This window comes from Streptomyces sp. DSM 116795 (genome assembly GCF_055792905.1).
The window spans coordinates 5,059,122-5,071,218 of the sequence record NZ_CM147707.1; the positions used below are offsets into that span (position 1 = coordinate 5,059,122).

The 12,097-nt window shown below is 71.6% G+C and carries 9 protein-coding genes; 6 read left to right on the plus strand and 3 right to left on the minus strand.

Going from position 1 to position 12,097, the window contains the following annotated elements:
- Positions 1 to 5 precede the first annotated feature (5 nt).
- The gene (locus tag ACSMXX_RS21825) at positions 6 to 2,759 is read left to right on the plus strand and encodes a glycosyl hydrolase family 65 domain-containing protein (protein ID WP_473180381.1); all 2,754 of its coding nucleotides are present in this window, start codon (positions 6 to 8) and stop codon (positions 2,757 to 2,759) included.
- A gap of 15 nt (positions 2,760 to 2,774) precedes the next feature.
- Here ACSMXX_RS21825 and ACSMXX_RS21830 read toward each other — a convergent pair whose 3' ends face one another.
- Positions 2,775 to 3,290: an NUDIX hydrolase gene (locus ACSMXX_RS21830; protein WP_473180382.1), complete on the minus strand. Its 516-nt coding sequence runs from the start codon at positions 3,288 to 3,290 to the stop codon at positions 2,775 to 2,777.
- Positions 3,291 to 3,419: 129 nt separating this feature from the next.
- Here ACSMXX_RS21830 and ACSMXX_RS21835 point away from each other — a divergent pair, with 129 nt between their 5' ends.
- Together ACSMXX_RS21835 and ACSMXX_RS21840 are read left to right on the plus strand one after the other, a co-directional pair.
- On the plus strand, positions 3,420 to 4,832 hold the full coding sequence (locus tag ACSMXX_RS21835; RefSeq protein WP_473180383.1) for a flavin monoamine oxidase family protein: 1,413 nt from the start codon (positions 3,420 to 3,422) through the stop codon (positions 4,830 to 4,832).
- 197 nt (positions 4,833 to 5,029) lie between these two features.
- Complete coding sequence (locus ACSMXX_RS21840) at positions 5,030 to 6,439, plus strand: S28 family serine protease (RefSeq protein WP_473180384.1); 1,410 nt, start codon at positions 5,030 to 5,032, stop codon at positions 6,437 to 6,439.
- A gap of 154 nt (positions 6,440 to 6,593) precedes the next feature.
- Here the strand turns inward: ACSMXX_RS21840 and ACSMXX_RS21845 are convergent, their stop codons facing one another.
- Positions 6,594 to 7,457, minus strand: a complete 864-nt coding sequence (locus ACSMXX_RS21845; RefSeq protein ID WP_473180385.1) for a sugar phosphate isomerase/epimerase family protein — start codon at positions 7,455 to 7,457, stop codon at positions 6,594 to 6,596.
- A 147-nt stretch (positions 7,458 to 7,604) separates the two neighbouring features.
- Positions 7,605 to 8,798, minus strand: coding sequence for a LacI family DNA-binding transcriptional regulator (locus ACSMXX_RS21850; RefSeq protein WP_473180386.1), 1,194 nt, complete (start codon positions 8,796 to 8,798; stop codon positions 7,605 to 7,607).
- A gap of 323 nt (positions 8,799 to 9,121) precedes the next feature.
- Between ACSMXX_RS21850 and ACSMXX_RS21855 the strand changes: the two genes are divergently transcribed.
- From ACSMXX_RS21855 to ACSMXX_RS21865, 3 genes are all read left to right on the plus strand, one after another.
- Positions 9,122 to 10,297 (plus strand): Gfo/Idh/MocA family protein, encoded by a 1,176-nt coding sequence (locus ACSMXX_RS21855; protein ID WP_473180387.1) that lies wholly within the window; start codon positions 9,122 to 9,124, stop codon positions 10,295 to 10,297.
- Positions 10,294 to 11,229, plus strand: coding sequence for a DUF6807 domain-containing protein (locus ACSMXX_RS21860; RefSeq protein WP_473180388.1), 936 nt, complete (start codon positions 10,294 to 10,296; stop codon positions 11,227 to 11,229). The genes ACSMXX_RS21855 and ACSMXX_RS21860 overlap by 4 nt, the downstream gene beginning before the upstream one ends.
- 70 nt (positions 11,230 to 11,299) lie before the next feature.
- Positions 11,300 to 12,064: a cupin gene (locus ACSMXX_RS21865; RefSeq protein ID WP_473180389.1), complete on the plus strand. Its 765-nt coding sequence runs from the start codon at positions 11,300 to 11,302 to the stop codon at positions 12,062 to 12,064.
- Positions 12,065 to 12,097 lie beyond the last annotated feature (33 nt).

Below are 12,097 nucleotides of genomic sequence, written 5' to 3' on the forward strand. Positions count from 1 at the left end.
GGTCCATGTTCGGACCCGCTCGTCGCCATTCCCGTCTGGTGCTGCCGCTGCTCGCCTGCGCCCTTGTGGCAGCAGTGCCGCAGGCGTCGACCACCGCCCCGCCGGGCGCCGTTGCCCCTGCCCCCGCGGCCGACGGGCCCGGCCGGTCCGACGGCTGGGTGCTCACCTCGCACGAGAAGGATCCGGAGGACAGCTACCGCGCCTACGTCGGCAACGGCTACCTCGGCCAGCGCATCGCACCGTCCGGCTCGGGCTACAGCGCGGGCGGCGAGAAGTCCGGCTGGCCGCTGTTCACGCCGCGCTACGACGGCTCGTTCGTCTCCGGTCTCTACGCGCACAACCAGAAGACCGCAAAGAACCGGCAGGCCCTGGCCGCACTCCCCACCTGGACCGGTATGAACGTCGCCACGGGCGGCAAGGACGGCGAGACCTTCTCCTCCGGCACCCCGGCCGGCCGCGTCTCGCACTACAAGCAGTCCCTCGACATGCGCCGCGGGCTGGTGCGGACCTCGCTCACCTGGACCGCGAAGGACGGACGCGCAACAGACCTGACGTACGAGGTGCTCGCCGACCGCAACCACCGGCACTCGGGCGCGGTCCGGGTACGGATGCGGCCGCACTGGAGCGGCGAAGCGCGCGTCACCGACGTACTCGACGGCCGGGGCGCGCGCCGGATCTCGCAGACGGGCGGCGGCGACCGTACGGACGCCGGCGAGGGCGGGGCGCCGGGCCGGCAGAGCATGGACGTCGCCTTCCGTACGCACGGTACGAAGGTCGGGGGAGCGGTCGCATCGACGCTGCGCCCCGGACCGGGAGTACATGCGACAAGTGAACGCAAGGCCGGGCGCGCCGAAAAGCTGACGGCCAAGCAGGGCGTCTCCTTCGAGGCACGTGAGGGCAGGACGTACGAGTTCACCAAGTACGTCGGCGTGGACACCGCACACACCTCGGACGCGCCCCGGCGCAGCGCCCTGACCGCCTCCCGCGAGGCCGCCGCCCGCGGCTGGGAGCGCACACTCCCGGCGCACTCCGCCGCGTGGAAGCGGCTGTGGCGCAGCGACATCCGGGTCGGCGGCCGCCCCGAGCTGCAGAAGTGGCTCCGTTCCGCCCAGTACGGGCTGCTTGCGAGCACCAGGCGCGGCAGCGACGACAGCATCGCCCCCGCGGGCCTCACCAGCGACAACTACGCGGGCGTCGTCTTCTGGGACGCCGAGACGTGGATGTACCCGGGCCTGCTCTCCGGGCACCCGGACCTCGCCAAGTCCGTGCTGGACTACCGCTACCGCACCCGCGAAGGCGCCCGCGCCAACGCCCGCAAGCTCGGCTACGACGGACTCTTCTACGGCTGGAACACCGGCAGGGACGGCGATCTGTGGAATGAGTGCCACAGCTGGGACCCGCCGCACTGCCGCACCCAGAACCACCTGCAGAGCGACATCGCGCTCGCGAACTGGCAGTACTACCTCGCCACGGGCGACAAGCAGTGGCTGCGTGCGCGCGGCTGGCCCGTGCTCAAGGGCATCGCCGAGTTCTGGGCGAGCCGCGTGCACAAGAACGGCGACGGCAGCTACTCGGTGAAGAACGTGGCCGGGCCCGACGAGTACAGCAACGGCGTCGACGACGGTGTCTTCACCAACGCCGGCGCCGCCACGTCCCTGCGCCAGGCCGCCCGCGCCGCGCGCCTGCTGGGTGAGGAGGCGCCGCCGCAGTGGACGAAGATCGCCGGCAAGCTGCGCATCCCCTTCGACAAGAAGAACAAGGTCTTCGAGCAGTACGACGGCTACGACGGCTCCACCATCAAGCAGGCCGACACGGTGCTGCTCCAATACCCGCTGGAATGGCCGATGTCCAAGGGCGACGCACGGCGGACCCTCGACTACTACGCCTCCCGCACCGACCCCGACGGCCCCGCCATGACCGACTCCGTGCACGCCGTGGACGCGGCGCAGAACGACGAGCCCGGCTGCTCGACGTACACGTATCTCAAGCGTTCCATCGAGCCGTTCGTGCGCGGCCCCTTCGCGCTCTTCTCCGAGGCGCGCGGCGAGAAGGCCGGGGCCGCCGACCCGCACGCGGGGCAGCCCGCACAGGACTTCGTCACCGGAAAGGGCGGCTTCCTGCAGGTCTTCACACACGGCCTGACCGGGCAGCGGCTGCGCGAGGGGACGCTGAAGCTCGACCCGATGCTTCCGCCGCAGCTCTCCGAGGGCGTCACGCTCAAGGGGCAGCGCTGGCAGGGACGTACGTACGACGTCGAACTCGGCGCGCACCGGACCACCGTCCGCCTCACCGGCGGTGAGCCCTTCACCCTGGAGACTCCGCACGGCGAGCAGACCGTCAGCGGGGAGGCGCCCGCGGTCCTCAAGACCCGCCGCCCCGACCAGGATCCGACGCCGAACCTCGCCCGCTGCCGCGACGCGGACGCCTCCTCGGAGGAGTCCGGCATGTACGCGGGCGCCGCCGTCGACGGCAACTCCGCCACGGCCTGGACCCCCGACGGCAAGAAGGGCTCGCTCACCGTGCGCCTCGCCCGCAGCACCGAGGGCGGCAGCATCGAGCCGCAGTGGGACGGCGGGAAGCCCGCGAGCCACCGGACCGAGGTGTCGGCCGACGGCAGGCACTGGCACGAAGCCGGCGACGGCAAGCCGGACGAGCAGGGCAAGCCGTACCGCTACGTACGCGTCTCGGTCACCTCCGAGGACGCTGAGAAGCCCACGGGCATCGAGGAGTTGAGGGTGACCGGCCACCGCTCCGGCTGACCCGCCGGGCGCTGCTCAGCCCCTGCACAGCTCCACGATGTACTCGTCGACCGTCTGCACCATGCCGCCGCCCGGCAGCGGTTCGCCGTCCGCGCGCCAGTGCACCGCCGAGACCTCGCTGTTGGGCGCGAACGTACGCGGCCGCTCGGTGCGCGCCGTGAACACGCCTCCGTACAGGACGCGTCCGGACGTGCCGAGCGCCGTGCACGTGTGACCGACGAACCGCATCGCGTCCGCCTCCAGGGGCTGACCGGTCTCCTCCCACAACTCCCGTACGGCCGCGGCCCGCGGCGACTCGCCCGGCTCGATCCCGCCGCCGGGCAGCTCCCAGCACTCGCGCTCGCGCTCGTAGACCATCAGCACCCGGTTCCCGTGCCAGAGCACGACCAGCGCGTAGCCCATGGGCGCGTCCACGAACCTGGCGTCCTCGGGGTGCTCCCGCGCGTCGTGGAAGGAGAGCAGAGCCATGTTGCGCGGCCCGGTGGCCAGGGGCTCGGGCTGGTGCAGGGGCTGGTGCCGGAAGTCGGTCATGTCACGCACCCTAGGTCGTGCTCCGGGGGCGGCCCTCGGACGGAGCACGGATGAGGGGCAGGATTGCCGTTGTGCCGGGAGGCCGGCGGAGGGGGGGACGGCGTGGGAGCTGATTCCGGAAGACCGGACGTGAGCGACGGGAGCGACGCACGGGACAGGAGCGATGCGAGCCGGGAACGCGCCGGACTCCAGGGCCCGGTGCTGCGACGGCAGGTGCTCGCGGCGGGCATGACCGCGGCGGCGCTGGCGGCCGGCGGGGTCGCCGGCAGCGGACCCGGCCAGGGGGCCGCACGGGCACGGGCCTCGGCGAGGTGGCGCGGCACCGTCCCCGAGCCGGTGTCCTTCCTCCGTACGTCCTGGTCGGCCGACCCGTTCGCACTGGGCTCCTACTCCTGCCTCCCGCCCGGCCGTCTCGGTGTGAAGGCACGGACGCTGCTTGCGGAGTCCGTGGCCGGAAGGCTGCACTTCGCCGGCGAAGCCACCTCGTCCGAGGCGCCGGCCACCACGCACGGCGCGCTGGAGAGCGGGCGGCGGGCCGCGAAGGAGATCGCCCGCGACGGCCGCCCGGGACAGCACGTCGCCGTGGTGGGCTCCGGGTTCGCGGGCCTTGGCTGTGCGCGCGCTCTGGCCGGCGCGGGGTTCGAGGTGACGGTCCTGGAGGCCCGCGACCGCGTCGGCGGCCGGATCTGGACGCAGCGGATCGCCGGCGTGCCCGCCGAGATGGGCGCCTCCTGGATACACGGCTCCACGGGCAACGTCATGACGCGCGTGCTGCGGCGAAGCGGTGGCCGCGGCCGTGCGTTCGACTACGACAGCGTCGCCGGGCGGGATTCCGGGGCCATGGCCGAACTCGCCCGGTACCGGCGGAAACTCCGGGACGTCGACGAGCCCGACACGACCCCCGTCTCCGCGGTCTTCCCTCAGCAGCCCTCGGCCGCGCTGCGGTACGCCGCCGGCGTCCATTACGCCCAGGAGTACGGCGCCGACCCGGACCGGCTCGCGGTGACCGCGGAGCGCGAAGGGCGCGACCTGCGCGGCCCGGATCTGCTGCTGCCCGACGGCTACGCCCGCCTGACGGACTACGTCCGCGGCGAACTCCCCGTCCGTACCGGGGCCGTGGTGACCGCCGTGCGCCACCGCTCCGACGGTGTCACCCTCGCCCTGCGGAACGGCGGGGCGGTGACGGCCGACCACGTGGTGATCACCGTCCCGATCGGTGTGCTCAAGGCGAAGAGGATCGCATTCGATCCGCCGCTGCCGCCGGACAAGCAACAGGCCGTCGAGGCCCTCGGATCGGGTCTCCTCGACAAGCTCTGGCTGGAGTTCCCGTACGTCTTCTGGGAGCCGGACGCCGACGTCATCGAGTGGTTCGACCGGGACGCCCCGGGCCGGTGGTCCTGGTGGGTCAACGGCCGGAAGGCCTTCGGCCGGCCCGTGCTTCTCGGATTCAACGGCGGCCGGGCGGCCCGCGCCCTGGCGCGTGTCTCCGACGACCGGATCGTCGCCTCGGCCATGAACGCGCTCCGCCGGATGCACCGTTGACCCGACCGGACGGTGAGCGGCACGGGGCCGGGTGACGTCCGTCCTGTCGGCGGCGGCCTCTTCCGCGATCTGACCGGGCGCAGCCGCCGTACGCAGCAGACCCTGGGTCGAGCGTCACACCTGCGCGGAATATCTGGCGGTGCGGCATCCCTCCCGGTAGGTTCACTCCGACCTTTGACGGATCCAGGGGAGAGCGCATGCGAAGAACGCTCAGATGGACGCTGTCGCTGGCGGTGCTCATAGGCACCGCGGGCGCCGGCGGGGCGTCGATGTCGGCCGCCACAGCAGCCGACGCAGACATCAAGGACCGCATCCTCGCTATCAAGGGGATGAGCTTCATCGAGGAGAAGAAGGTGGACGGCTACCGCTTCTTCCTCCTCAACTACGAACAGCCGGTGGACCACAGGAACCCCGGGAAGGGGACCTTCAAACAGCGGATCTCGCTGCTGCACAAGGCCGAGGACCGCCCCACCGTCTTCTTCACCTCCGGCTACGACCTGAACCCGGAGCCCAGGCGCAGCGAGCCGACCGCGATGACCGACGGCAACCAGGTCTCCATGGAGTACCGGTTCTTCACGCCGTCCAGGCCCGACCCGGCCGACTGGTCGAAGCTCGACATCTGGCAGGCGGCCAGCGACCAGCACCGCATCTTCAAGGCGCTGAACAAGATCTACGGCGAGCGCTGGATCTCCACGGGCGGCAGCAAGGGCGGAATGACGGCGACGTACTACCGCCGCTTCTACCCGAAGGACATGGACGGCACCGTCGCCTACGTCGCGCCCAACGACGTGAACAACGACGAGGATTCGGCGTACTACGACTTCTTCGAGAAGGTCGGCTCCGACAAGTGCCGCGACCGGCTCAACGCGACGCAGCACGAGATCTTCGAACGCCGCGGCGAGATGGTGAAGAGGCTCAAGGAGCTCGCGAAGAAGGAGGGTTACACCTTCAAGCTGGCGGGCAGCGCGGACAAGGCGTTCGAACTCGTCGCGCAGGACCTGGTGTGGGGCTTCTGGCAGTACCACCTGGAAGAGGAGGAGTGCGACAAGGTGCCCTCCACGAAGGCCAAGACCCAGGAACTGTGGGACTGGGCCAATGAGATCGGCGGCTGGGAGGCCGGGGCCGACCAGGGCATGCTGCCTTACACGCCGTACTACTTCCAGGCCGGTACGGAGTTGGGGTCGCCGGACTACGAGTCGCCGCTCCTGGACGACGTGCGCAAGTACCCCGGGCTCAACAAGCCCCGCACGTACGTGCCCCGGGACATCCCGATGAAGTTCGACTCCAAGGCGATGAAGGACGTCGACAAGTGGGTCCGCGGGCACGCCTCGCAGATGCTCTTCGTCAACGGGCAGAACGACCCGTGGAGCGCCGAGCCGTTCAGCGTCGGCAAGGGCACGAAGGACGCGCACTTGTTCACGGCACCCGGCGCCAACCACGGTGCGGACATCGCCGCGCTGGGTGAGAAGGACAAGGAGACGGCCACGCGCGCGCTGCTGAAGTGGGCCGGTGTCGAGCCCGCGAAGAGCGCACAGCCCAAGCGTCTGACGAAGTACGACGCGGATCTGGACCGTCCCGCCGAGCAGGAGCGGATGCTGCGGCCGTAAGGCCTGAGGCCGCGGTCCGGCTGTGACTCCGACTGTGAGTCCGGCTGCGGTCGGCTGCGAGTCCGGCTCTCCGCAGGCCTGTCGCACACAGGTGCCCGGCCGGGGCATGTACGCCCCGGCCGGGCACCTGTGCGTGTGCCGCCACCCGCGCCTGTCAGTTCCCGGCCATCAGACCCCGCAGATGGTCCCGTACGGCCGGAAGCAGCGCGGGCAGCTCCGGCACCTCCGGATACCAGCGCTTCTCGTACTCCCAGCACAGCCAGCCGTGCGACGGGTCGGAGCGTGCGCCCGCCGAGGTGCTGCCGCTCGTGCCGACGGCCGCGATGGGGTCCTTCGCGTCGCCCGCGTGCGTCAGGAGCTTCACCACTTCGCCCAGCGGCAGCACGCCCTCGCCAGGCGGAAGGGGAGTGGTGTCGTCGGCGGAGGCGATGTCCTTGACCTGCACATAGCCGAGGAAAGGCGCGAGGAGACGCTGGCTGGTGCCGGGCTCCTCGCCGGCGCGCCAGGTGTGCATGACGTCCCACAGCGCGCCCGTCGCGGCATGGCCGACGGCGGCGAGGACGCGTGCGGCGTCCTCACCGGTGCTGTGCGAGTCGTGCGTCTCCAGCAGCAGGCGCACCCCCAGGTCGGCGGCGAGAGGCGCGAGGGCGGCCAGCCGCCGAGCGGCCGTCGCGTCGCTCTCCTCGCGGCTGCTGTCGCCGCCGCCGGGGAAGACCCGTACGAAGGGCGCGCCCAAGTCGCGTGCCAGCTCCAGGAGTTCCTGCACGTCCGTCAGTACGGCGTCGTCGTCGCCGGGGGCGGCGACCTTCGCGTATCCCGCGATCGCGAGGATCTCCACCCCCGCCGCCTTGAACTCCTCGACCACGTCCACCCGCTCGGCGAGGGTCAGCCCCGGATGCACGGGCTCCTCCGGGTGGGCCCGCAGCTCCAGGCCCTCGAAGCCGGAGTCGGCGGCGAGACGTACGGCGTCGGGAACGGGGAGGCCGGGGATGCCGAGGGTGGAGAAGGCGAGTCGCATGTGCACAGCGGATCAGATGCCCCTGTGCTCGTACAAGCTCCGGGCGTCATATGACCGCCTGTGCCCCGCCCCGCAGTGTGAGCGGCGGCCGTGCAGCTCACACGTGCGATGCCGGATTCCGTGCCGGCCGGCGGTGGCCGGCCGGTCTCATCCGCGGCGTCCTGAGGGCGGTGCCGTCGAGCCGCGCGCCATCAGTTCGGTGCGTACGGTCGCGACTCCGCCGGGGGGCGGCGTCTCGCGGCCGAGGGCCAGCCGACCGGCGCGCGCGCCCGCGTCGTGCAGGGGGATGCGGACGGTGGTGAGCGTCGGTGAGGCGTCGGCGCTGAAGGGCAGATCGTCGAAGCCCGCGACGGAGACGTCCTCGGGGATGCGCAGCCCCTGGTCGCGCAGTGCCGCGCAGATGCCGAGCGCGACGGTGTCGTTCGCGGCGAGCACGGCGGTCAGATCCGGGACGCGGCGCAGCAGTTCGAGAGCGCCGTCGTAGCCGGAGGAGCGGTCGTACGCCCCTCCGTGGACGGTGAACTGCTCCGCCTGGGCGAGGAGTTCGGGCGCACCGGCGCGGAGGGCGAGCCGGTGGCCCTCCAGGCGGTCCCGTGTGGTGGTGCGGTCGGCCGGACCGGTCACATAGCCGATGCTGCGGTGGCCGAGGGAGAGCAGATGCTCGGTGAGCCGGCGGCTGCCGCCGCGGTTGTCGAAGGCGATCGTGACTATGCCCTCACCGGCGCCGGGAGCCGGCGCTCCGTCGTCGCGCGGCGCCTGAGCCGGTCTCCGGTCCTGAGCCGGTCCCCGGTCCGGGGCCTGTTCCCGCTCCTGGGCTTCCTGACCCTCCTTCAGCTCGGGCGGCGCGAGCGGAGGCCGTCCGCACAGCACGATGCGTGTGCCCCCCGCCGCGAGGCGGCGCAGCCGGGTGGCGAGTGCCGCGCCGTGTTTCTCGTCCTCGACGCCGCTGCCCGTCAGGACGACTGCGGCCGCGCGCTGGCGCTGGAGGTGCGTGAGGTAGGTCAGTTCGCTCTCGGTGGAGCCGCCCGTGTTGCAGACGACGGCGAGCTTCTGGCCGCCGCTGCCGCCCTGCCCGCCGGTTCCCATCTCGCTCTGCACCGCGCTGGCGATGATGCCGAAGAAGGGGTCGGCGATGTCGTTGACGAGGACGCCGACGAGATCGGAGGTGGCCGCGGCGAGAGCGCTGGCCGGGCCGTTGACGACGTACTGGAGCTCCTCGACCGCGCGCATCACCCGTGTACGGGTGGCGCCCGCGACCGGGTAATTGCCGCTCAGTACACGCGAGACGGTCGCTGCCGAGACCCCTGCTCGCGTCGCCACGTCGGCCAGAGTCACTGCCATCCAGTCCTCCGTTGTCCACAGTCTTCGTGATGTCCACGTAACGCCCTGGGGGATCGCCGCATCCGGACGCCCGTCCCGGTGGTGCAGAAGCGCAGAAGCGCAGCGCACACGGCCACAGCCCTCCCCAGCGGTGCCCGGGCGCGCCCATGTTCTCACCCCGCGTGTTCTTTTGTGTGCGCAACCGGCTCCCTGGTCTGTTTCGGAACGGGGTCTTCCGGCTGGAGCGTGCACGGGTCTTGTCCTGTCATATCAGGGACCCTTAGTGTCCCTGGACGGCAAGCGCTTTCTATCGTGGTTGGAGCCACTGCTGTATGCCCTCTGAAATGCCTTCCGAGCCGCCGTCCCAGCCGCCCCCTGATCCGCCGTCCGCTCCGTCCTCCGGCCGAACTCCCCTGCGTGCGGCCGTCGTCGGCACCGGCGGCATCGTCGCCGGAAGCCATCTGCCCGCGCTGCGCGCACAGGCGGACCGCGTACGGCTCGTCGGCGCGGTCGACGTCGACGAGAGCCGCCTCGCGGACTTCCTCGGTGCGGCCGGGGAGGGCGTGAGCGGCTACCCCGGCGTTACGGAGATGCTCGCCGCGGAGCAGCCCGACCTCGTCCTGATCGGGACGCCGCCCGCGTTCCACGCCGAGCAGGCAGTGTCGGCGCTGCGCGCCGGGGCGTGGGTGCTGTGCGAGAAGCCGCTGTGTCTGTCCCTCGCCGAGTACGACACCGTCTCGGCCGCGGAGGGGAACGGCGCCGGCGGCCCGTACGCCTCCGTCGTCTTCCAGCACCGATACGGCTCCGGGGCCGCGCACGCCCGCGAACTCCTGCGCGCCGGAGAGCTGGGGACGCCGCTCGTGGCGCACTGCCAGACCACCTGGCACCGGGACACGGAGTACTACTCCGTGCCGTGGCGCGGCCGTTGGGAGACCGAGGGCGGCGGACCGACCATGGGTCACGGCATCCACCAGATGGATCTGCTGCTGCATCTGCTGGGCGAGTGGAGCGAGATACGCGCCATGGCGGGCCGGCTCGTGCACGACGTGGAGAGCGAGGACGTCTCGACCGCTCTCGTCCGCTTCGAGAACGGCGCCATGGCCACCGTCGTGAACAGCGTGCTCAGCCCGGACGAGGTCAGCCGCATACGCATCGACTGCACCGACGCCACAGTGGAGTTGACGCACCTGTACGGGTACGGCAACGACGACTGGGCCTACACCCCGGCTCCGCATGCACGCGGGCAGCGGGAACGCACATCGCACTGGCGCACCCCGGCGGCCGACGTGCCCAGCTCGCACGCCGCCCAGCTCGCCGGCTTCCTCGACGCCGTTGAGAAGGGCGAACGGCCCCCGGGCAGCGGCCGGGACGCCCGCCGCACCCTCGAATTCCTTGCCGCGCTCTACAAGTCGGCCATCACCGGGGCACCCGTACATCAGGGTGAAATCACACCGCACGACCCCTTCTACCGCGCCATGCACGGCTATCACCCCGACTGGGCACCGAAGGAGCAGCGATGAGCGCCCCGACTCCCATCACCGTCACTCACACGCACGGCGAAAACGTCAGCGTCGCGGCGGCAGGCACCGAGCTGATGGCGTACGTCTACGCCCCCGACCCGGTGGCCTTCGAGTCCCGCAAGCCGTACGTGCATCCGCTGCGGACCCTCGCCGGGAGCCCGGTCTCCGGCTACCGGCCCAACGACCACCGCTGGCACAAAGGCCTGCAGATGACCGCCAGCCACCTGTCGGGACAGAACTTCTGGGGCGGCAACTCCTATGTGCACGGCGAGGGTTACCTGCCCCTGCACGACCGCGTGGGCTCCATGCGGCACGACGGCTTCGACTCCTTCGAAGTGGCCGACGACAGGCTGGACTTCACCGAACTGCTCACCTGGGTCGAGAACGGCGGCCAGGAGTGGGCGCACGAGCGGCGCTCGGTGGCTCTTCACTCGGCCGACGCCCGGAGCGGCACGTACGCGATCGACTGGGTCATCGAGCTGACCAACATCCGCGGCGAACCACTGCACTTCGGCTCGCCGACGACACACGGCCGTGCGATGGCCGGCTACACGGGGCTGCACTGGCGCGGCCCGCGCGACTTCACCGGCGGCCAGGTGCTCTCACCAGCAGGGCCGAGCACCGACGAGGAGATGATGGGGCAGTCCGCCGAGGAGCACCCCTGGATCGGCTTCACCGGCGAACACGACGGCACGGACGCCCACTCGACGCTCGTCTTCGCGCACGCGCCGGGCAACGAGGAGTCGGTGCACGCCTCGCACTGGTTCGTACGCTCCGAGCCCGTACCGACCGTCGCCTTCTCCTGGGCCTTCTTCGAGGAGTTCGTGCTGCCGCCGGGCGACTCCTTCGCGTACGGCTACCGCGTGCTGATTGCGGACGGCGTCCTGGACACGGACGGGATCGAGCGGCAGTTGAAGGCGATCCCGTGGTGACGGGCCGGGAGAGACCCGGAGCGCGACCTTGAACTCCGGACCCTGAACGCCGAGTCGAAGGAGACAGCACGTGGTGGACGCTCAACTGCCGGGCGGAATCGGCCTGTCGCACATCACCGCCTACGACTGGGAGGCCGCCGACGGAGTCTGCGGCGGCAGCCCGCACATCCATCTCGCCTGTACGGAGGCGTACGTCGTCACCGCGGGCAAGGGCTCCGTCCAGACGCTGACCGTTGAGGACGGCTTCACCGAGACGCCGCTGGAGCCGGGCGTGATCGCCTGGTTCACTCCGGGGACGGTGCACCGGATGACCCGCGGACGGGAAGGGGACGGCAGCGGCGGCGGACTGCGGGTGACGGTGCTGATGCAGAACAGCGGCCTGCCGGAGGCAGGCGACGCGGTGTTCACGTTTCCGCCGGAGGTGCTGGCCGACCCCGAGGTGTACGCGGCCGCATCGGCGCTGCCCGCCAAGGAGGGCCCCGAGGCGGACCGTGCGGCGCGCAAGCGGCGGGACCTCGCGGTCGAGGGCTATCTGCGGCTGAGAGACGCGCTGAAGGACGGCGACGCGGAGCCGCTGCATGCCTTCCACCGGGCGGCAGCACGCCTCGTCGGCCCCAAGTTGGCCGCCTGGCAGCCGCGTTGGCGGGACGGCGCGCTCGCCGCCGCCGAACGCACCGGCCGGCATCTCGCCGCGCTGGCCGACGGCGACCCGTCCCATCTGTCGGCGGCGCGTGCCCGCTCGGCGGAACCCACGCGCCGCGGCGGCTACGGGATGTGCGGACGCCGCGACGAGTACGAACTGCCCGGCACCACGCTCCCGTACCACGGCGAATAGCCCGCAGTCGGCCGCGGCCGCCGTGCCACCTGC

What these genes read in the sequence shown, in the direction of transcription:
- ACSMXX_RS21840 (WP_473180384.1), top strand. Translation starts at nt 5,030, where the DNA reads ATGCGAAGAACGCTCAGATGGACGCTGTCGCTGGCGGTGCTCATAGGC.
- ACSMXX_RS21825 (WP_473180381.1), top strand. Translation starts at nt 6, where the DNA reads ATGTTCGGACCCGCTCGTCGCCATTCCCGTCTGGTGCTGCCGCTGCTC.
- ACSMXX_RS21850 (WP_473180386.1), bottom strand. Translation starts at nt 8,798, where the DNA reads ATGGCAGTGACTCTGGCCGACGTGGCGACGCGAGCAGGGGTCTCGGCA.
- ACSMXX_RS21860 (WP_473180388.1), top strand. Translation starts at nt 10,294, where the DNA reads ATGAGCGCCCCGACTCCCATCACCGTCACTCACACGCACGGCGAAAAC.
- ACSMXX_RS21855 (WP_473180387.1), top strand. Translation starts at nt 9,122, where the DNA reads ATGCCTTCCGAGCCGCCGTCCCAGCCGCCCCCTGATCCGCCGTCCGCT.
- ACSMXX_RS21845 (WP_473180385.1), bottom strand. Translation starts at nt 7,457, where the DNA reads ATGCGACTCGCCTTCTCCACCCTCGGCATCCCCGGCCTCCCCGTTCCC.
- ACSMXX_RS21830 (WP_473180382.1), bottom strand. Translation starts at nt 3,290, where the DNA reads ATGACCGACTTCCGGCACCAGCCCCTGCACCAGCCCGAGCCCCTGGCC.